This window comes from Arsukibacterium tuosuense, assembly GCF_900215315.1.
GTDB lineage: Bacteria > Pseudomonadota > Gammaproteobacteria > Enterobacterales > Alteromonadaceae > Alishewanella > Alishewanella tuosuense.
In genome coordinates this window covers 900,897-920,666 of the sequence record NZ_OBEB01000001.1, presented here as the reverse complement: position 1 = coordinate 920,666, position 19,770 = coordinate 900,897, and the positions used below count along the sequence as shown (strand labels likewise).

Genomic DNA, 19,770 nt, shown 5'->3' with positions numbered 1-19,770 from the left:
GACATAGCAGCAAGTTTTTCTCAGGCTGACTTGGCTTTTTAAGCGCTTCTGCTAAAATAGCGCCTCTTTTAGAAATCTGGATGGCTATAGCCCGGTGAAGTATGCAGGCATTTGAATATTTACAACGCAGTGGGTTGCTGGACGAGTATGGCGATATCAGCGCAGAGGTTGAACATATCAGGCGGGGCTTAACTGACTATCTGCAGACGGCAAGCGGCGAGGTGCACTGGCAATTTCAGGTGCCGGAGCTGGGTGAGGGGGGAGCCTGCAGTTTATTTGGTCAGCTGGCGGCCGAACCCTATTCGTTGTTGCCAATTTTAGGTGGCCAAACCCCGGCTAACCAACTTGCGCTGAGTAAACTGAGTGCTATTGCCGGCTACTATCGGGAGTATAGTGGTCAGGACTGGTTTGGTATTTATCAGGCACGGCCGAATGTCGACGCTGAGCAGGTGCTGGTGAAGCTGGCTTACTACGGTGCACCTTCGCGGCCAGAGTTTCCACTTAACAGCGAATTTGCCAAAATCAGTAACAACAGTACCGTTGGTTTGTCCGGCCGGGCCCGGGTGATCAACAGTGTGCCTGACTATTTAGCGGCAGGAGGTGAATATTATACCTGCGATCCTAAAGTACAGGCCGAAGCCTGTTTGCCTCTGTTTGACCAATCAGGCAAAATAGCCGGTATTGTCGATGCCGAGCATTTTCAACAAGCCATTTTTACGTCTGCTGCGATGGCGTTACTGGTGGCGGTGTGTCTGGTCGTGCCGGAGTATTTACCATAAGTACGTTACCCTACGTCAGTTAACAGAATAAGTAAGTTACCAAAATAAGTTACGCTAACAAGTTACCCAAGCAAGTAAGCACGCCGCTTACTTTTATTGAACATTTTAACCAGGTAGAGCCTTATGTTTTCTCAGTTACAATCGGTTGCCACTGATCCTATTCTGGGCCTGATGGCCGAATACAAAGCAGATCCGAACCCGAACAAGGTAGATTTAGGGGTAGGGGTGTATAAAGATGAACAGGGCCATACCGCGGTACTTAAATGTGTCAAAGAAGCTGAGGCACTGCGCCTGCAACAGGAAGACAGCAAAACCTATATTGGTATGGCCGGTGATCTTAATTTTAATGCGCATATTGAAAAACTGGCGTTTGGCCCGGCGCATCAGGTGTTACTGGCTAACCGGGTTACCACCGCCCACACCCCAGGCGGCACCGGCGCCCTGCGGGTCGCCGCCGAATTTATTAAACGGGCTAACCCCAATGCGACTATCTGGGTTACCACGCCTACCTGGGCAAATCATATTTCTTTGTTTCAGGCTGCGGGTTTAAAGGTTAGAGAATACGCCTATTATGACTACAACACAAAAGGTCTGCAGACCGAGCAAATGTTTGCCGACCTGAATAACATCCCGGCCGGTGATGTGGTGCTGGTGCATGCCTGCTGTCACAACCCCAGTGGTATGGATTTAAATTTTGAACAGTGGCAACGCTTTACTGCCATTGCTAAAGAGCGTGGCTTTACCCCGTTAGTGGATATGGCCTATCAGGGTTTTGGTACCGGTCTGGATGAAGATGCTGCGGGCCTGCGTTATCTGGCTGATAACGTGCCGGAGTTATTGTTGTGCAGTTCGTGTTCAAAGAACTTTGGCTTGTACCGCGAGCGGATTGGTGCAGTCAGTATAGTGGCGACAGACAGCAAGGTCGCCGAGATTGCCCGGGTTAATTTGTTAAGTGTGGTGCGTAGCATCTATTCAATGCCACCGGCTCATGGCGCTATTATTGTCAGCCATATTCTGGATAGCAACGAGCTGACCGCGTTATGGCATCAGGAACTGGCCGAAATGCGCAACCGGATCAATGATTACCGCCAGCTGATTATTGATAAATTAGCGGCAGAAGGAGTAACGGACGATTTCAGCTTTATTACCCGCCAGCATGGTATGTTCAGCTTCCTGGGCATCACTAAAGCACAAATCGACCGCTTAAAAGCCGAATTCAGTATCTATATGGTCGGCTCAAGCCGGGTAAGCATAGCTGGCTTGAACCATAGCAATATCGATTACTTCGCCAGGTCGGTAGCCACTGTCCTGAAAGGCTGATCTGAACGTATCAGCCAGCAATTATAACTGAACCGCCATTCTTAAAACTAAGAGTGGCGGTTTTTTATTTCATCAGGCTGCTAAAAAGCTGGCGGAATTTAGCCATTTTCGGAGCAATTATAAACTGACAGTAACCTTGCTCCGGGTTTTGTAAAAAATAACCCTGATGATAATCTTCTGCCGGATAAAAAGTACCGGCGGGGCTCAGTTCTGTCACAATCGGCTGGTCAAACAACTGCTCTGTGGTTAGCTCATTGATAATATTACGAGCTGTTTCTGCCTGTTGTTCACTATGGAAAAACACCACAGAGCGATATTGAGTACCAACGTCATTGCCCTGGCGGTTGAGCTGAGTAGGGTCATGTAGCGCAAAAAACACCTGACACAATTGCTTAAAACTAATCTGCTCAGGGTTAAACTGCACCTGAACCACCTCAGCATGGCCGGTAGTGCCGGTGCAGATACTCCGATAGTCTGGATTGACAGTGTGGCCGCCCATGTAACCGCTAATCGCTTGTTTCACGCCGTTAAGCTGATTCAGCGCAGATTCCAGACACCAGAAACAACCGGCACCAAAAGTCGCAATTTCGTTGCTCATTATTACTCCGCTATTGTTGATATTAGGTTGGCTACTGCGTTTATTTACAAGTTTGCCACTGATTTTACAGATCGACAGGCTATAGCATAACGTACCAGAGAGCATAGCGGTTTGCTAATCAAGGAAGCTTTTATGACAGTGGCAGTAATTGGGGCAGGTATGGCAGGGGCCGCTGCGGCCAGTACCCTCAACATGGCCGGGATCCCCGTGGATGTTTTTGATAAAGGCCGGTCGCCCGGCGGCAGGATGAGCTCTAAGCGCAATGGCCAGAGTTATCTTGATTTAGGTGCCCAGTATTTTACGGCACGAAGTACCGCATTCGTGCAGCAGGTTGAACAATGGCTGGCAGCGGATGTAGTGAGACGCTGGCCGGCAGATTGCTATCGCTATGAGCTTGGCCGCTTAGCAGAGTCAGTCGATCAGACCACCCGCTACATTGGCTGTCCGTCAATGCAGGCACCGGTAAAAGCTTTACTGGACAATAATCCGGTACATTTAGACTGTCGGATCAGCCGACTGCGTTATTTGCAGGAAGACTCCACAACCGAAGCCGCTGGCTGGTATTTGTTTGACCAGCACAACAACAGTTTCGGGCCATACCAGGCCCTGATATCAACGTTGCCACCGGTGCAGTTACAGACACTGCTGGCAACGGTATCTCAACCCGGTGAGCCTGCTTATGGTGAACTGCATAGTCTGATAACTCAGCTGCAGCCCCGGGTTTTGTTGCCGTGCTGGGCGGTAAATATGCAATTGGCTGCGCCGTTACAAACCCGGGCTGACGCGGTGTTTGTAAAAGAAGGCAATATCAGCTGGCTGGCCCGGCAAAACAGTAAGCCAGGTCGGGCCACTACCTCTGACAACTGGCTGGTGCATTTTAGTCCGCAGTGCTCTGCCTTGCTCTTGCAGGCAGAGCCGGCGCAGCTGACCGCGCTTGCTAAAGCTGAAATGGAATTGATATTTCAGCAGACAATTACAGTCACTGGCGCCCTGACTCATCGTTGGCTTTATGCCCAGATAAACCCGGCAGTTACCCAGGTTAAGGTCGATTACAGCTCCGGCTTAAAGCTGGCCATTGCCGGTGACTGGCTGTTAGGTGGCAGGGTGGAGAATGCCTGGTTAAGCGGAGTAGCAGCGGCAAAAGAGGTATTAGCTGATGTCTGAAAACATTTTGATTATTGGTGGCGGTAGTGGCATTGGCCAGGGTTTGGTGCAGCATTATTTGCAACAAGGAGATGAGGTACAGGCGATTAGCCGCCGTGCCTGCCCGGCCTCGCTGACAAAGTCAGATCTGAACTGGCTGCAGCTGAACAGCACTGAGGGCGAAACGCGGGAAGATGCTGAAGAAAATGTGATTAACCAAGCAGTGGCAGAGGCGCTTAAGGGGCAACCAGGCATAATTTTTATCTGTCAGGGCTGGTTGCACGATAACCAGCATGGCCCGGAGAAAACTCTGCGTCAATTAACCGCTGCACAAATGCAGAAAAGTTTTGCTATCAATGTAATGCAGCCAGCGTTGTACTTAAAAGCATTATTTGGCTATCTGACCAAACAAGACCAGGTAAAGGTATTGGTGCTCAGTGCTAAAGTGGGCAGCATTACTGACAATCAGCTGGGTGGCTGGTTCAGCTACCGGGCCAGTAAAGCAGCCATAAATATGCTGGTTAAAACCAGCAGTATTGAACTTGGCCGGTATAATAAAACCGCAGCATTGGTCAGCGTCCATCCCGGCACAACTGACACTGCGCTATCTGCGCCATTTCAGGCCAATATTCCGGCCGGGCAACTGCAAACGGCGGCCGCTACCGCCAAACGACTGGCTGCGGTAGCGGCACAGTTAACAGCCCGGCACAGCGGGCAATTGCTGAACTGGGATGGCAGCGTTTTGCCCTTTTAGGTTGTCGACTGTAGTTATTTAGGAACCACCTCATCAGCTGCATGCTCGTCTGGTGCTTGTTGCTCCAGACGCTCCAGTTCCCGGCTAAGGGCTTTTGGTGAGCCGGTATTGCGGGCTATCGCAATATAGGTTACCGGTACAACATACAGGGTAAGTAAGGTGGCCAGTGCTACCCCGCAGAAAATGACCATACCTATTACCATCCGGCTTTCTGAGCCCGGACCGGTAGCAATAATCAGTGGTAAGCTGCTCATAATGGTAGTAAAGCATGTCATGGTAATAGGCCGTAAGCGCTGTATCGCTGCCCGGCGCACGGCATCTTCAAAGGCTACACCGGCATCACGCAACTGGTTAGCAAATTCCACAATCAGAATGCCATTTTTCGCTACCAGGCCTATCAGCATCACCAGACCAATCTGACTGTAGATATTTAATGACATATCAAAGAAATACAAACCTGATAGCGCGCCAACCAACCCGAGCGGAACGGTGATCATAATCACCAGCGGATGAATAAAGCTTTCAAACTGCGCGGCCAGTACCAGATAGGTAATCACCAGTGCCAGCATAAAGACTAACAAGGTTGATTCGCCACTTTCCTGAAACAGTTGCGATTCGCCTTTGTAATCGATGCCGACAGTGTCCTGAATCTCTGTCTGTACTATGGTTTCCAGATACTCCAGTGCTTCACCAAGGCTGTAACCCGGGGCCAGGCTGGCAGAGATGGTAATGGAGCGCATCCGGTTATAGCGGTTTAATGCCGCGGCAGTGGCCTCTTCGCGCAGGGTTACCAGGTTGTCCAGTGGAATTAGCTGGCCAGTACTGTCAGAGCGGATGAACACGTCTTTAATGGTGCCCGGTGCTTGGAAGTCATCATCCCAGCCTTCCAGAATAACGTCGTACTCGCGGCCGCGGTCTAAAAAGGTGGTAACCCGTCTGCCACCCAGCATGGCCTCAAGGGCCCGGCCAATAGCGCCAACCGAGATCCCCAGATCGCCGGCCCGCTCGGTGTTAATCTCTACTAATACCTGAGGTACGGTTTCTTTGTAGTCGTGATCCAGCATCAGTAAGTTGCGGTTTTCGCTGGCTTTGTTAATAACGGTATCGCGCCAGCGTGCCAGCTCTTCATAGGTGTTGCCCTGTAACACAAACTGTACCGGCCGGCTGCCACCGCCACCACCGCCTAGGCCACTGCGCATAAAGGTGAACGCACGGACATCAGGCAGTTCGTTGATCTTTGCCGCAACTTCCGGCATCAGTTCGGCGGTGCGCCTTTTACCATTACTCCAGTTCTCCGCGCCAACTATGGCAATACCGCCACTGCCACCCCAGCCTGGCACCCGGATTAATAAGCGATTAAATTCACCGTCTTCATAATAGGGCATCAGAATATCTTCAATCAGTCGCATATTGCGGCTGTTACTCTGATAGCTGGCGCCTTCAGCGGGGGTCATCGAAATAAAGAAGGTACCCCGGTCTTCCGACGGCGCCAGTTCAGATGGCAGCATTTTCACCAGCTGATAGCTGGCAACAAAGCAAAGCACAACCACAACTAATACCGGCCAGCGCGTCCGGGTCACCACGTTAAGTTGCTTGCGATAGCCGTTTTCAAGTTTGGCAAAGCCACTGTGCAACGCCTGGCCAAGTTTTGATTCACGCTTACGATGTTGCAGCAGTTTACTGCACAGCATCGGCGAAAGGGTAAGAGCTGTGACACTGGAAAACGCCACTGCCGCGGCAATGGCCAGGGCAAATTCGGTAAACAGTTTGCCCAACTGACCTTGCATAAACACTAGCGGCACAAACACTGATATCAGGACCAGTGTGGTGGCAATAACAGCAAAGCCGACCTCTCGGGCGCCACGGTAAGCTGCCAGTAACGGCGCCTCACCGGTCTCAATCCGCCGGTAAATATTTTCAAGCACTACAATCGAGTCATCAACCACCAGACCAATCGCCAGTACCATTGCCAGCAGGGTCAGTAGGTTAATCGAAAAATCCAGTGCAAACAGCACTGTTACTGCAGCGACCAGGGCAACGGGTACCGTGATTGCCGGAATAAAGGTTGCCCTGATATTGCCAAGAAACAGGAAGATAACCAGCACCACCATGCCCATCGCAATACCCAGGGTGTTATACACTTCTTTAATTGACTCAGAGATAAACAGCGAGGAGTCGTAGCCGGGTTCAATGGTAGTACCTTGTGGCAACTGCGCTTTAATCCGCTCCATTTCTGCCCGCGCGCTTTTAACCACTTCCAGGGTATTGGCTTTCGACTGTTTAATAATGCCGATACCTAACAGGTTTTTACCATCGCCGCGGAACTCACTTTCTTCATTTTCTGAGGTCAGCATGACATCGGCGATTTCACCGAGGCGGACCAGATAGTTATTTTCACCCCGCTTTATCACCAGCCGTCGGAAGTCCTGCTCGGTTTTATAAGTGCGGATAACCCGTACCGTAAAGTCGCGATCAACTGACTTAATGTTTCCGGCCGGTAACTCGACGTTTTCATTACGCAGTACGCTTTCAATATCCTGCACAGTAACGCCACGAGCCGCCATGGCATCGCGATCCAGCCAGACCCGCATCGCATAATCGCGGGAACCGCCTAACTGGATCCTGGCGACCCCATCAACCACGGAGAAGCGCTCGACGATATAGCGGTTGGCGTAATCAGTCAGCTCCAGGGTGGTCATGTTTTCGCTGTTCAGCACAAACCAGGCTATGGTGTCTTCGTCAGCATTGGCTTTAGACACTTCAGGTGGGTCGGCCTGATCAGGCAAATTATTTAACGCCCGTGAAACCCGGTCCCGGACATCATTGGCAGCGGAGTCGATGTCACGCTCAACATTAAACTCAATGGTAATGCTGGACCGGCCATTACGGCTATTAGAGTTAATGCTTTTAATACCCTCTACGCCGCTGATCCGGTCTTCCAGCAACTGGGTTATTTTGGTTTCAACTATTTCTGCAGACGCGCCGGGGTAGTTGGTGTTAATGCTGACGATGGGCGAGTCAATGTCAGGAAACTCACGCAGAGGTAGCATGGTAAAACAAACTATACCAAACACCACCAGCAGCAAGTTAACAACGGTTGCAAATACCGGCCGTTTAACCGATAAATCTGATAACAGCATTATCGCGCTCCGACTTTGTTAATAACGACACCCGGCCGGATCTTCTGAATACCTTCGACCACGATTTCTTCGCCTTCTTCCAGCCCTGATAGAACTTCGACCCAGCCGGGAATACGCTGGCCAACTTCTATCTCACGCTGACTGACGGTGTTATCGCTATTAACCACGAACACAAACTGTTTGTTTTGCTGAGGAATTAAAGCACGCTCAGAAATTTGTAATGCCGGTGTGTTGGCCAGTTCTACGTTAACTTTAAGCAGCATACCTGGCCGTAAGCGTAAATCGCTATTATCCAGGGTAGCATGCACTCTGATAGAGCGGGTTACCGGGTCCAACCGGGTATCAATTGCACTCACTTCGCCAATAAAGTCGACATTGCCATATGCCACGTTAGTAACATTTACCGACATACCACGTTTAATTTCTGCCAGGTAATGTTCAGCAACACTAAACTCTACTTTGAGGGTATTTAGATCGTCGAGCGTCGTCAGCACGGTACCTGTGTTGACATACGCACCCTGGCTTACCTGGCGCAGGCCAAGATAGCCATCAAAAGGCGCTCGAATGGTCAGCTCGTTCAGCTGCGCTTTGGCAATATCTAATTGCGCCAGCGTGGTATTAACGCGGGTCTGCTGCTCATCCAGCAGCGACTGTGCAGTAGCCTGGGTGGTAGCCAGGTTTTGCAACCGGTCGAGTTGGCGGCGCTGATCGGTCAGGACTGCTGATAACTCAGCCACTCTGGCCAGCTGTTGTATATTGTTTAACCGGGCTATAATATCACCGGCTTTTACCTGCTTGCCTTCCTGGATGTTCAGCTCAATTAAGAAATCGCTGGCTGGTGCCACAATCTGCACAGAATTATTAGCCAGGCCACTGCCTAAAGAGGTAATTTTCCTGATCATCGGTTTAACAGATACTTCAGCAGTACTGACTGCGACAGGCGCGCCTGCACCTCTGCCTGATGTTGGCCCTTGTTGCTGTTGCCAGTACAGGTAGCCCAGAAAAACAGCCAGGGCTATTAAAATGACCCAAATAAGACGAGAATGAATTTTTGTCACAATGACTCCGCATACCGCATAATAATACTTTGTGTGTATTGTATGTTTTTAATGGTGAAACAGATGATCTGTTATCGCAATCACGGCGGCGTTGGTCGTATTCCAGCGCCTTTTGCACTGATCCAGTATAACAGTTGCTACTGTACTGCCAGGTAGAGGATAGAAAACAATGGGGCAAACAGGCTATTGGTGAATAAATGGAACCGATTTTAGTCAGTCAGACAAGTCATCAGGGGGGCGCCAGGTTGCTGCTGTCCGGAGCTGGCGCCTTGCTGGGGCTGGTGCTTTTTACTGTGTTGTTTGCAGGACAGTTTAGTTTGTGGCTGGCAATTGCCTATATTGCCGCTGCAATGGCGATATTTCTGGGCTTCGCTAAGTTGGCAGAGCCACGGCATTTTCTCAAGTGTGACGAGCAGGGCGTGCACTATTATCACCGTTACGGCAGCTGGCTGTTACCGTGGAACAGTTTTATGTATTGCGCGGTACCGCAGCTGGAACAGCATGACTTGTCTTTTATCGGCTTTAAAGTGACAGACTATGATGCCGTGCTGCAGCCATTGCGGCTGAGGTTGGCTGTGCGATTAATGACCGAGCAGCGACCCTTGTTTATATCCGCGGTTAAACAAGGTTGTGCTACAGGGCAGTGCGCCAGCGAATTACTGGCAGAAAAAGATACGTTCGCTACTGAAAACCAGCAGTACAGTGGCATAAAAGCAGTTTTTGGGCAAAGAATGCTACGTCTGGCGCAAGCCAGTGGCTTTGATTTATTTGTACCAAGTTCACTCACAGCGGAGCAGACCAGCGCGCTTTGCCAGCAAATTAATAGGGCTCGCTTACAAATAATACAGAATACAGCTACCTAGACACACCGCTGACTGTGTATCATAATAAGCCAAACCTCTTTTCTGGCAGGATGGTGCATGAACAGCTACGATAAAGCATTTCTGGTAAGCGGGCGTAATACCCTGATCCATAAAAATAAAAAACTTGATTTAATCGTGATTAACGATGATAACGACCCGCCATTGATCATCACCCGCCATGGCGTAAAAATGTTTCAGGATGCGGTGCCGACCAATAAGGTTGAAGCGAAAGAGCGTTATATGGAGATAGTTGATATTTCCAGTACCGATGTGTTTGGTGAAACCAAAACCTTGTTGTTTGTGCAGGCGTTGAACAATAAAGAATATAAGGTTGACTATAGCAAGAAAGGTACAGATTTGTTTATCCGGATCCACCAGGACAACTATATCTAGCTTTTTTAGCTTCTGAGGCCCTGAAATGCAGTAAGGGCTTGCCTTTCTGCCTGATATTTGCTTCATTAAGCATAATACTTTCGTCGTAGTACAAGCAGACTATCCACATGCAATTTTCTGAGCACGATAATACTATAAAAATAACGGTGCCGGTCTCGTTAACGGCCATCAGTGCAGCCGAAATTCAGCAACAAATAAATAATCATGGTTATGAGCGTTGCCTGGTGTTGCAGGACCAGCTTACTAATCTGTTGGTCGAGTATCAGCAAATTCAGCAGAAGATCAAAGAAAACCTGATAGCTGAGAATAGCAAAGAATTAAGCTACCGGATTGCTGAAAAACGCGACGCTCAACTCACCTTTGACATCAGCGAAGATAAAATGATGGCCACAGCCATTATAACCGCAGCCTGGGGTGGGGCACCTGTATCAGCCAACGATCTTGTTAAAAGTGCCCAGGCAAATGGCATTGTTTTTGGTTTTAGCAAAGAACAAATTATAAAACTGGTCTCTTATGCCGCTAAAGCCGAGCCCGGCAGTAAAGTTAAGCTGATGATTGCCCGTGGTCGGGCAATGGTGCCCGGCGCCAATTCCCGTTTCGAGCCGCTATTAGCAGAAATGGAAAGTCGCCGGAACCGACCGGTAGTTAAAACAGATGAAAAGGCTGATCTTCGCGATTTCGGTGTTATTCCGGCTATCAGAACCGGCGAAGCCATAATGCGCCGTCATCCGCCTACTGCTGGCGTGGCGGGCATGCTGGTCAGTGGTGAAATGATTCCGGCAACGCCTGGTCTGCAATTAGAGTGGCAACTGGGTGAAGGGGTTGAGTTAGCGCCGGCAGACGGCGATTTGCTTTTAGCAGCACGGGATGGTTTACCACGAGTCATTGAAGCCGGTGCGACGGTTGATGAAGTGTTTACTGTTAAGAACGTCGATTTAGCAACCGGCCATATCGTGTTTCGCGGTTCGGTAGTGGTAAATGGCAGTGTGACAGAAGGTATGAAAGTCGTCGCCGGCGGTAATGTTTTTGTTAAAGGTATGGTTGAGGGAACGTTAATTGAAGCCGGAGGTGATATCACCATTAATGGCTCGGTAATCGGTCACCAGCTTGCTCAGGCCGATCAGCAAAGCGAATACAGCACTGAATTAAAAGCGGTTGGTGATATTCAGTGTAATCTGGCTCAGTATAGCCGGATTAGCTGCGGTGGTAATCTTTATGTCAGTAAACAACTCATGCACTGTGCGGTTGAAGCTGCAATAGTTTATGCCGGACCGGAAGATAACCCCAATGGTAAGTTAGTAGGCGGCTATTTTTATCTGGATCTGGGGCTGTTCTGTGGCAACCTTGGCGCGCCTTCCAGTAGTGCCGTGTTAGTAAAGTTAAACCGGCAGCTTGACCCGATTGTCGAAAAACAAGAGGTGCTGCGTGCCAGTGTCGCTGCGGAACGGACTGAAATGGAAGAATTACGTCAGCAACTGGAAAAACTGAAAAAAATTGAAGGTAATGCTCAGATAGAAATGCGTCGCCTTGAATTGGTCGCCAAATTTGAAGAGCATCGCGAGCTGGCAGTGTCGTTAATTAATGACATTAAAATACTGGAGGCGCAACGCCAGGAAAAACTGGCGGAGTTGCTGATTGTGGTGCGGCAACAACTGTTTTCGGCAGTCGAAATTCATTTTGGTAAAGAACAGGTTAAAAGCCGGCGCGAATATGGTCCATCCAAAGTGGTATTAGTTGACGGCCATCCCTCCATTGAACCGCTGTAATGAGCCGTTGTAAATAGTGATACGCGACAAGCGGTATCCGCTGTGCGGCACAAGGTAGTGCCAATGTCGCGGCTATCAATTAGGCTGTATAAGTGTGTTTAAAGAGATTGTTGTTGTGAAAGCTATACTGCTTATTTTTATCCTGAGCTTACCATCTTTGGCCTTTGCAGATTGCAATATGGCATTTCGCTATGGCTTGCTGATTGCGCCAGACCATATCCGTTTTATGCAGAACACCCGAACCTTTGTCCAGATTAATAATGATCGCCAGTTGTTTGTGGCCGGAGAGTGGGTACATTTGACAGATGACGATACTGAACTGCTGCAACAATACAGCCAGGGGCTACGCAAGTTTGTGCCTGAAATTGTTAGTCTTGCCGTGGATGGGGTTGAAGTGGGGCTGTCGAGCATTGAGTCTATGCTGTCAGGTCTGGGCAGTAAATCACAACAGGCAGAATGGCAGGCGTTAATCCGCGAAACCACATTTCAGTTTATGTCACGCTTTGTCCGTACCGGAGAATACTTTTATCTGGCGCCGCAAAGTTTGAATGAACTGGATCATTTCTTAAACCGCGAATTAAAACCACAGCTAAGTAATCTGGCTCGTCATACCGTTGGGGCGGTCTGGGGGGCACTACGCGATGCGTTGCGTCAGTCTGACAGTAACTTTGAACGCACCGACAATCAGGGCCTGGAATCGGTAGAGCAACTGGTTGATAATATTAGTTTTGGACTGGATGAAAAGGCAATTGAACTGGAAGCCAAATCGGCACTTTTCTGTCAGCGCATGCGGGAACTGGATGAAATTGAAACCAGCCTGCAACAGCGGGTGCCGTTGCTAAGCCAGTATGACGTGGTCACTGAGAAAAACTAAACTTACTGTTTAGCTGAACTTCTTTTTTAAAACCACAGTGATTGTTCGCGCTAAACGACGCCGTATTCATCCCGCAGGGCCGCTGGCATGGCGTTGTCTACCTCATCACTTATCGCATCCAGGGTTTTCTCAGCTTCATCCAGTGAGCTTACTTCAGCCACGTGAAATAATGCTTCGCCTTCATTGACCAGCGGTAAGTTATTGCGGCCTATCACCACGCCATCAAAGGTTGCCGGAATAGCGACCTCAAAATCAGAGTAGGGCGAGTATATATGCGCCATAATATCGCCGGTTTTCACCGTTTGACCCAACGTGACGTAATAGCGGGCAATACCATCATGCTCAGCCCGCACCCAGCTGCTTTTCTTCGAGAACACTGAACGGTTTTTCGGTGCTTTCGTTCTGCCGCTGAGCATACCTAAGTCCTGCATCACGTTAACGATGCCGCGCACCCCGATTTTTATCGATTGTTCATCAAAGCGCAGCGCTTCGCCTGCCTCGTACAATAATAACGGAATGCCCAGGTTGTTAGCGGTACCTCGCATGGTGCCATCGCGGCTGGCGGCTTTAATAATAACCGGGGCATTGAATACCTCTGCCATCCGCAGCGCGGTTTTATCTTTGGCGCTGGCCCGCACCTGCGGCAGGTTAGCGCGGTGAATAGCACCGGTGTGTAAATCAATGGCATGGGTACAGCATTTAAGAATTTTATCGGTAAACTGATAAGCCATCCGGCTGCCAAGCGAGCCTTTTTCACTGCCGGGGAAACTGCGGTTTAAATCGCGCCGGTCTGGCAAATAACGTGACTGCTGGACAAAACCGTAGGTATTGACGATAGGCACCACAATTAAAGTGCCCTTAATCCGGTTTAACCTGGGAAGTTTTAGCAAACGCCGGCAAATTTCCACGCCGTTAATTTCGTCACCATGTAAGGCCGCGGTAATTAACAGCACAGGCCCTTCCTGGCGGCCATGGATAACATGGGCGCCAATATTCAGCTCGGTGTGGGTATACAGCTTACCAAACGGGATATCGACCACCGCCCGGCTACCTGCCGCAATTTTGTCAGGTCCGAGGGTAAAAGCAGCACGGCTGTTCATTAGCCTGTTCCTTTGGTTTTGGCTTTACGCCGGGTTTTATGCGTCGCCACTTTTTTCTCTAAAAAGCTGATAATAAGGCCAGCGACATCTTTGCTGGTGGCACTTTCAATGCCTTCCAGCCCGGGCGAGCTGTTTACTTCCATTACCACCGGGCCATGGTTTGAGCGTAGTAAATCCACGCCGGCCACATTTAAGCCCATGGTTTTGGCAGCATGCACTGCCGTATTACGCTCTTCCGGGGTTAACCGCACTACGGTGGCGGAGCCGCCGCGGTGCAGGTTCGAGCGAAACTCACCTTCTTTCGCCTGACGTTTCATCGCCGCAACAATTTTATCGCCTACCACAAAACAGCGGATATCCGCGCCCTTGGCTTCTTTGATATATTCCTGCACCAGAATATTGGCATTCAGGCCCATAAAGGCCTCTATAACGCTTTCAGCCGCGGTGCGGGTTTCGGCCAGCACCACGCCTATGCCCTGGGTGCCTTCCAGCAGTTTAATCACCAGCGGCGCACCGCCCACCATGTCGATTAAATCGGGGATATCACCAGGTTTATCAGCAAAGCCGGTTATCGGTAAGCCAATGCCCTGGCGGGCCAGCAATTGCATGGAGCGCAACTTGTCGCGGGCCCGGCCGATAGCGACCGATTCATTCAGTGAATAAACCCCCATCATTTCAAACTGGCGCAGTACCGCCGTGCCATAAAATGTAATAGAGGCGCCAATCCGTGGGATCACGGCATCAAAACCGTCCAGCACTTCACCTTTATAATGAATAGAGGAATTGGAGCGGTTAATATTCATGTAGCAGCTTAATGGGTCTATTACCTGCACCTGGTGGCCGGCTGCTTCGGCTGCGGCAACCAGCCGTTTAGTCGAATACAGTTCAGCATTTCGCGACAATATCGCAATTTTCATGCACTCTCCGTTAAAATTAAATTAGGGCTGCGACTTAAGCCATCAGAAACTACGCTAGTAAAAACTAGGCTAGTAAAAATAAAGATCCCAGGCCCAGGAACGCAAAAAAGCCGACAACGTCGGTAACGGTTGTCAGAATAACAGAGCCAGACAGCGCCGGGTCGATATCCAGCTTCTCCAGCCAGATAGGAATAAACACCCCGGAAATGGCCGCTGCGATAATGTTGATGACAATAGCCAGGCCAATGACGCCGCCAATAATCCAGTCACCAAACCAGAAATAGGTGATAACGGCAATTACTAACGCCCACAGCACCCCGTTAATTGCCCCTACGCCGAGCTCTTTACGAAACAACATCATATAGGTTTGCGGAGTGATCTGCTCCAGCGCCAGGCCACGGATCATTAAGGTTAAGGTCTGGCTACCGGCTATGCCTCCCATACTGGCGACAATGGGCATTAACACGGCCAGCGCCACCACTTGTTGCAGGGTGGCTTCAAACAGGCCAATGGTCCACGCTGCCAGAAAGGCGGTTAACAGGTTAATCCCCAACCACAAGGCCCGCCGTTTTGCGCTGTCAAACACCGGCGCGAATAAATCTTCTTCTTCGTCCAGACCGGCTGTATGCATAAACTGGCTTTCCAACGCCCGGCGCACGTTCTCCAGTGCTTCACCAATAGACAATCGGCCCAATAGCTTGTCGTCAGCATCCACTACCGCCAGCGCCGTGTAGCCAGAGCGCGACACGATATCAGAGCCTTGTTCCAGTTCCATCTCGCCGGTTACCACGGGGGCTTCTTTGTCCAGAAAGTTTTCCACCGGTAAATGACTGGGTTGGCCCAGCAGGGCGGTAGCATGCACCAGCCCGGCGTAACGGCCGGTGCGGTCTATGACAAACAGTGCGTCCTGATATTCGGCATCGTCAGCCAGCTTACGAAACATTCTGATGCCATCGCGTACTTTGGCATTTTTATTGATGATCAGTAAATCGTGGTCAGCGTAGCGGCCACACTGGTCATCGTCATAGGTTAGTGCTGTTTCTAACCAGCTGCGCTGGCTGGCGTCCAGTCGCGAGCAGGCATAGTTATAAATCCGTTGTGGTAGTTCATCCAGTAACTCAATTAAGTCATCAACTTCCATGCCCTCAACCAGGGTACGCAGTTGTTGCTCATCAAGTTGCTTAAAAATGTTTTCCCGGGCATCTACCCGCATGTAAGTCAGGGCGGCGACCTGATCGTCGGGGTGTAACTCAAGCCAGGTGCTGACCCGTTGCTCAACCGGCATTGCCTCCAGTACCAGGGCAATTTCTTCCGGTTCCAGCTGGCTGATTTTCTCGATCAGCGAGCTGCTGTCCTCATCAGTCAAGCTGCCGCGGACAATATCCTCAATATCCAGTAGCGGGTTTTCTGCCATTGCAAATCCTTATTACCACCAGTTTTTAAACTTAAACCAGAACAGGCCGCCCACGCCCAGCACGGCCATGGCTAACAGTGCATAATAGTAACCATTGGGGTTAACCAGCTCAGGTATATTAACAAAGTTCATTCCGTACAAACCGGCAATAAAGGTCAGTGGAATAAATATTGTGCTGACCATCGTCAGTACTTTCATTCTTTCGTTAATCTGGTGCGACGTAGTGGACATGTAACCTTCAACCAAATCGCTCAGCTGATCATAATACAAATCGGTCATACTATGCAGCCGCTCAAACTTTTCATAAAAATCACGCACATCCGGCCCGCTGAAGTGATTTAGCAGCGGGCTTTTTTCTTCATACAAGGCATCGGCAAAAATATCTTTCTGATATGCCAGATTGCGGTTTATTTTCCGAAGCACCGAGCGGTAACGCATCATCAGGGCCATTTGCTCGTCACTGCCCCGTTGCAGCATGTTGTCCTCCAGTTCGCTTAGTACGTCCTCAAACGCGATCAGCTTTTCCAGATAGCTACCCGACACCGCTAAAATAAGGTGTTTTACCCAATCGGTAACAATCAGGCTTTGGCCCGCCGCAATTTTAGGGGTAAGTTGCTCGAGCAGTGAGGCACTTTGACAACGCACCAGGCTAATTAAAACTTGCTTAGAGTATAACAAGTTAACCTGGGCACTGCTGCTGTATTCGCTGAAATCAGGGTCGGCATAACCGCGCAGGATCAGCAGGCTGAAATCAGGTTGAGTTTCCAGTTTAGGCGGGTGGCGCTGCCGACTGAAATCTTCAGCCAGAGTGGGAGCGATGGCAAAACGGTGCAGTACCTGCTGTATTTCTTCAGGTGTAGCCTCATTCAGGTTAAGCCAGACTCTGGCATCAGCGCTAAGTTGGGTCGGTAGTCTGGCAAAACTGATTTGCTGCCAGCTATTGGTTTCCGGTTCAAAATAATTGAGTAAAATCATATTGCTGTTCCAAGCCGGGCATAATGATTACAGCATACCCAGCTTGGCGCTGTTTGGCGAAATTTTATGGTCGTTCAGACCATAAATTAATGCCGACAATGGATGCTGGTATTAATTCCTGGTGCCAAATTTTTCGTGCTCACCAAGATCAGGTTTTTCTCCTTTAACCTTGGCCGTCATGGTTTTAACACTTTTCATCATTTTGCTGCTGTCACTATCCCAGTGCTCGCCTTTTTGTACTTTAACTTCCAGCATACCGACATTGGCAGCGTCTTTTCCTTCTGGAAACCAGGCGGCCACAAAGGTGTTCCAGTATTTATCAATCAGGGTTTTGTCACTAACGGTACGACCAACCCCGGTCAGGGACACATACGTCTGGTTATCAGGGTCGGCAAAGGTTACACAAACATCATGGTCCTTCGCTACTTCCATTACTTTTTCTGATTCAAGATCAGTATAAAACCATAAGGTGCCATCGTATTCATCCTGCACCAATACCATAGGGCGGGCGCGCAGCTCACTGCCATGTAACGTGGTTAACATACCGGTTTTGATATCTTTGATAAGATTCCAGATTTTTTGCTTATGTTCAGGGCTCGACATTGTTCCTCCTTTTTTGTCTGAAAAGCCTGGGCAGGCCATCATTGCCTTAGCTAAACCCTAGCATAAAAACCGCGACTTCGTTTTTCAGGTCCAAAATAGATAACTAAACAGCAAAAAGCCGGTCAGGATTCCTGACCGGCTTTTTAATTCTTCGTTGCTTAATTACTCGGGCTTAGCGGCCGCGATATAGTCGTCTACCAGCTGCTCCAGTACATCCAGTGGCACGGCGCCATTGCGCAGCACTACGTCGTGGAAGTCGCGGATATCAAACTGCTCGCCCAGCGCAGTTTTGGCTTTTTCGCGCAGCTCCAGAATTTTAATCATGCCGATTTTATAGGCAGTCGCCTGGCCTGGCAGCACGATATAACGCTCGATAGCTTTGGTGGCATCGGTGGCAGAATTCGGGGTGTTGTCTACCAGATACTGAATAGCCTGTTCGCGGGTCCACTCTTTAGCGTGAATACCGGTATCAACTACTAAACGGCAGGCGCGCCACAGCTCCATCGCCAACCGGCCAAAGTCAGAGTAGGGGTCCTGGTATAAGCCAATTTCTTTTGGCAGTACCTCACTGTACAGGCCCCAGCCTTCTATGTAGGCGGTGTACCCACCAAAGCGGCGGAACTTGGGCATATCTTCCAGCTCCTGAGCGATGGCCAGTTGCATATGATGGCCGGGAATACCTTCATGATAGGCCAGTGCTTCTAACTGATAGGTCGGCATGTCCTGCATTTGATACAGGTTGGCATAGTAAACGCCAGGGCGGCTACCATCCATTGATGGCCGCTGGTAAAAGGCTTTGCCGGCGCTTTTTTCGCGAAACGGCTCAACCGCTTTGACTATCATATCGGCGCTGGGTTTTACCCGGAACAATTCGTCCAGCCTGCCTTTCATATCGTCGATAACCCGGGTCGCTTCAGCCAGATAGGCGGCGCGGCCTTCATCGCTGTCAGGATAGTAGAATTGTGGATCTTCCCGCATAAACACGAAGAACTCAGCTAAGCTGCCATCAAACTCAACCTGTTGCATAATGTCGCGCATTTCCGCATGAATACGGGCTACTTCATCCAGGCCCAGCTGATGAATTTGCTCTGCGGTTAAGTCGGTGGTGGTGATCCGCTGCAGCCGGTGCTGATAAAAGGCAGCCCCGTCGTCAAAACGCCAGACGCCATCATCAGTGGTGGCCTGCTGCTGCAAATTCTGCAAGTAGTTAATCAGGCTTTGGTAAGCCGGGCCGACGCTGGTTAGCAGCGCAACGCTGGCTTCATCCACCAGTAATTTTTCTTCAACTGCATCCAACTCTAACGCCTGTACTTTCTTTTTAAAGTCGGCCAGCAGGGTGCTGTCATCACCGGGGTTAAAAGGCGCGCCATCAATCACATTCCGGCTGCCGCTGATCACGTGGTCAAATACAAATTCAGGGATGATAATGTTTTTCTCAGCGCGTTTAGTCAGTTGCTGCTGTAACTGACTAAACAATAGTGTCACGTTATTTAAACGGCTGATGTAAGCTTTGGCGTCGCTGACATCCTCTACTTTATGCTGATTGATCAGTAATGATGGCACCAGCGAATGAATACCATACATCTGGTTTACCGGATAGCTGTATAAGCGCCACTTGCTATCCTCCAGACTGTTTTGTAAATCCTGCTGCATTAGCTGATAACTGAGGGCCGTGTCAGGGTCCAGCTGGCTTTGGTCGATAGCGCTTAGCAGATCAAGGTGATTACGGGTCATGGTCAGTTCAGCTTCATAAGCTGCATCACTTAAATCCTGCCATTTATCGTAGTCATCTTTAATACCCAGCCGGGTTTGCAGCACCGGATCGAGACGGACCCGTTCCATATAAATTTGCTCAAACAACTGATTGGCCTGCTCGTTAACGTCAAGCTGAACTACCGCAGTTTGCTCACCGGTCAGCCCTGGCTGAGTGGTTTTCGGACCGCAGCCACCTGCTAATGCCAGGCTGACGGCCAATGGGATTAAAGCGAGAGTGCGAAAAGTTGTCTTTTTCATAGTAGGTCCTGTGTTGTCGTTATTATCCGTTACCAGATGTTACTAATTTATGCCCGCTGG

At 49.8% G+C, this 19,770-nt stretch carries 17 protein-coding genes; 8 read left to right on the top strand and 9 right to left on the bottom strand.

Annotated elements, in window-relative coordinates; translation table 11 throughout:
- Positions 1-101 precede the first annotated feature (101 nt).
- Both CRO03_RS04280 and CRO03_RS04275 read left to right on the top strand, forming a co-directional pair.
- Positions 102-779: a GAF domain-containing protein gene (locus CRO03_RS04280; protein WP_097110286.1), complete on the top strand. Its 678-nt coding sequence runs from the start codon at positions 102-104 to the stop codon at positions 777-779.
- A gap of 123 nt (positions 780-902) precedes the next feature.
- Positions 903-2,099 carry an amino acid aminotransferase gene (locus CRO03_RS04275; protein ID WP_097110285.1) on the top strand — a complete coding sequence of 399 codons (1,197 nt, stop codon included), beginning with the start codon at positions 903-905 and terminating at the stop codon, positions 2,097-2,099.
- Between the two features lie 64 nt (positions 2,100-2,163).
- On the opposite strand, the gene msrA is transcribed toward CRO03_RS04275, so the two are convergent.
- Positions 2,164-2,697: a peptide-methionine (S)-S-oxide reductase MsrA gene (gene msrA, locus CRO03_RS04270; protein WP_097110436.1), complete on the bottom strand. Its 534-nt coding sequence runs from the start codon at positions 2,695-2,697 to the stop codon at positions 2,164-2,166.
- A gap of 132 nt (positions 2,698-2,829) precedes the next feature.
- Here msrA and CRO03_RS04265 point away from each other — a divergent pair, with 132 nt between their 5' ends.
- Together CRO03_RS04265 and CRO03_RS04260 are read left to right on the top strand one after the other, a co-directional pair.
- The gene (locus tag CRO03_RS04265; protein WP_097110284.1) at positions 2,830-3,861 is read left to right on the top strand and encodes an NAD(P)/FAD-dependent oxidoreductase; all 1,032 of its coding nucleotides are present in this window, start codon (positions 2,830-2,832) and stop codon (positions 3,859-3,861) included.
- Positions 3,854-4,594 (top strand): SDR family NAD(P)-dependent oxidoreductase, encoded by a 741-nt coding sequence (locus CRO03_RS04260; protein ID WP_097110283.1) that lies wholly within the window; start codon positions 3,854-3,856, stop codon positions 4,592-4,594. Before CRO03_RS04265 ends, CRO03_RS04260 begins: the two co-directional genes overlap by 8 nt.
- 14 nt (positions 4,595-4,608) lie before the next feature.
- Here the strand turns inward: CRO03_RS04260 and CRO03_RS04255 are convergent, their stop codons facing one another.
- Positions 4,609-7,734, bottom strand: a complete 3,126-nt coding sequence (locus CRO03_RS04255) for an efflux RND transporter permease subunit (protein ID WP_097110282.1) — start codon at positions 7,732-7,734, stop codon at positions 4,609-4,611.
- Complete coding sequence (locus tag CRO03_RS04250; RefSeq protein ID WP_097110281.1) at positions 7,734-8,792, bottom strand: efflux RND transporter periplasmic adaptor subunit; 1,059 nt, start codon at positions 8,790-8,792, stop codon at positions 7,734-7,736. The genes CRO03_RS04255 and CRO03_RS04250 overlap by 1 nt, the downstream gene beginning before the upstream one ends.
- Positions 8,793-8,989: 197 nt before the next feature.
- Between CRO03_RS04250 and CRO03_RS04245 the strand changes: the two genes are divergently transcribed.
- The 4 genes from CRO03_RS04245 to CRO03_RS04230 all read left to right on the top strand — a co-directional run bounded on the left by CRO03_RS04245 (position 8,990) and on the right by CRO03_RS04230 (position 12,688).
- Positions 8,990-9,655, top strand: a complete 666-nt coding sequence (locus CRO03_RS04245) for a DUF2982 domain-containing protein (protein ID WP_097110280.1) — start codon at positions 8,990-8,992, stop codon at positions 9,653-9,655.
- A gap of 57 nt (positions 9,656-9,712) precedes the next feature.
- Positions 9,713-10,048, top strand: a complete 336-nt coding sequence (locus CRO03_RS04240) for a hypothetical protein (protein WP_097110279.1) — start codon at positions 9,713-9,715, stop codon at positions 10,046-10,048.
- A gap of 107 nt (positions 10,049-10,155) precedes the next feature.
- The gene (locus CRO03_RS04235; protein WP_097110278.1) at positions 10,156-11,814 is read left to right on the top strand and encodes a FapA family protein; all 1,659 of its coding nucleotides are present in this window, start codon (positions 10,156-10,158) and stop codon (positions 11,812-11,814) included.
- 115 nt (positions 11,815-11,929) lie between these two features.
- Positions 11,930-12,688 (top strand): DUF2884 family protein, encoded by a 759-nt coding sequence (locus CRO03_RS04230; RefSeq protein WP_097110434.1) that lies wholly within the window; start codon positions 11,930-11,932, stop codon positions 12,686-12,688.
- Between the two features lie 50 nt (positions 12,689-12,738).
- Here the strand turns inward: CRO03_RS04230 and CRO03_RS04225 are convergent, their stop codons facing one another.
- From CRO03_RS04225 to CRO03_RS04200, 6 genes are all read right to left on the bottom strand, one after another.
- On the bottom strand, positions 12,739-13,788 hold the full coding sequence (locus CRO03_RS04225) for a succinylglutamate desuccinylase/aspartoacylase family protein (protein ID WP_097110277.1): 1,050 nt from the start codon (positions 13,786-13,788) through the stop codon (positions 12,739-12,741).
- Positions 13,788-14,705, bottom strand: coding sequence for a 30S ribosomal protein S6--L-glutamate ligase (gene rimK, locus CRO03_RS04220; protein ID WP_097110276.1), 918 nt, complete (start codon positions 14,703-14,705; stop codon positions 13,788-13,790). The genes CRO03_RS04225 and rimK overlap by 1 nt, the downstream gene beginning before the upstream one ends.
- A 64-nt stretch (positions 14,706-14,769) precedes the next feature.
- On the bottom strand, positions 14,770-16,119 hold the full coding sequence (gene mgtE, locus CRO03_RS04215) for a magnesium transporter (protein ID WP_097110275.1): 1,350 nt from the start codon (positions 16,117-16,119) through the stop codon (positions 14,770-14,772).
- 12 nt (positions 16,120-16,131) lie between these two features.
- A complete protein-coding gene (locus CRO03_RS04210) occupies positions 16,132-17,094 on the bottom strand; it encodes a magnesium transporter CorA family protein (protein ID WP_097110274.1) in 963 nt (320 codons plus the stop codon).
- Between the two features lie 111 nt (positions 17,095-17,205).
- Positions 17,206-17,697, bottom strand: a complete 492-nt coding sequence (locus tag CRO03_RS04205; RefSeq protein ID WP_097110273.1) for a pyridoxamine 5'-phosphate oxidase family protein — start codon at positions 17,695-17,697, stop codon at positions 17,206-17,208.
- Between the two features lie 162 nt (positions 17,698-17,859).
- Positions 17,860-19,710, bottom strand: a complete 1,851-nt coding sequence (locus CRO03_RS04200) for a DUF885 domain-containing protein (RefSeq protein ID WP_097110272.1) — start codon at positions 19,708-19,710, stop codon at positions 17,860-17,862.
- Positions 19,711-19,770: the final 60 nt, after the last annotated feature.

What these genes read in the sequence shown, in the direction of transcription:
- CRO03_RS04280 (WP_097110286.1), top strand. Translation starts at nt 102, where the DNA reads ATGCAGGCATTTGAATATTTACAACGCAGTGGGTTGCTGGACGAGTAT.
- CRO03_RS04275 (WP_097110285.1), top strand. Translation starts at nt 903, where the DNA reads ATGTTTTCTCAGTTACAATCGGTTGCCACTGATCCTATTCTGGGCCTG.
- msrA (WP_097110436.1), bottom strand. Translation starts at nt 2,697, where the DNA reads ATGAGCAACGAAATTGCGACTTTTGGTGCCGGTTGTTTCTGGTGTCTG.
- CRO03_RS04265 (WP_097110284.1), top strand. Translation starts at nt 2,830, where the DNA reads ATGACAGTGGCAGTAATTGGGGCAGGTATGGCAGGGGCCGCTGCGGCC.
- CRO03_RS04260 (WP_097110283.1), top strand. Translation starts at nt 3,854, where the DNA reads ATGTCTGAAAACATTTTGATTATTGGTGGCGGTAGTGGCATTGGCCAG.
- CRO03_RS04255 (WP_097110282.1), bottom strand. Translation starts at nt 7,734, where the DNA reads ATGCTGTTATCAGATTTATCGGTTAAACGGCCGGTATTTGCAACCGTT.
- CRO03_RS04245 (WP_097110280.1), top strand. Translation starts at nt 8,990, where the DNA reads ATGGAACCGATTTTAGTCAGTCAGACAAGTCATCAGGGGGGCGCCAGG.
- CRO03_RS04240 (WP_097110279.1), top strand. Translation starts at nt 9,713, where the DNA reads ATGAACAGCTACGATAAAGCATTTCTGGTAAGCGGGCGTAATACCCTG.
- CRO03_RS04235 (WP_097110278.1), top strand. Translation starts at nt 10,156, where the DNA reads ATGCAATTTTCTGAGCACGATAATACTATAAAAATAACGGTGCCGGTC.
- CRO03_RS04225 (WP_097110277.1), bottom strand. Translation starts at nt 13,788, where the DNA reads ATGAACAGCCGTGCTGCTTTTACCCTCGGACCTGACAAAATTGCGGCA.
- rimK (WP_097110276.1), bottom strand. Translation starts at nt 14,705, where the DNA reads ATGAAAATTGCGATATTGTCGCGAAATGCTGAACTGTATTCGACTAAA.
- mgtE (WP_097110275.1), bottom strand. Translation starts at nt 16,119, where the DNA reads ATGGCAGAAAACCCGCTACTGGATATTGAGGATATTGTCCGCGGCAGC.
- CRO03_RS04210 (WP_097110274.1), bottom strand. Translation starts at nt 17,094, where the DNA reads ATGATTTTACTCAATTATTTTGAACCGGAAACCAATAGCTGGCAGCAA.
- CRO03_RS04205 (WP_097110273.1), bottom strand. Translation starts at nt 17,697, where the DNA reads ATGTCGAGCCCTGAACATAAGCAAAAAATCTGGAATCTTATCAAAGAT.
- CRO03_RS04200 (WP_097110272.1), bottom strand. Translation starts at nt 19,710, where the DNA reads ATGAAAAAGACAACTTTTCGCACTCTCGCTTTAATCCCATTGGCCGTC.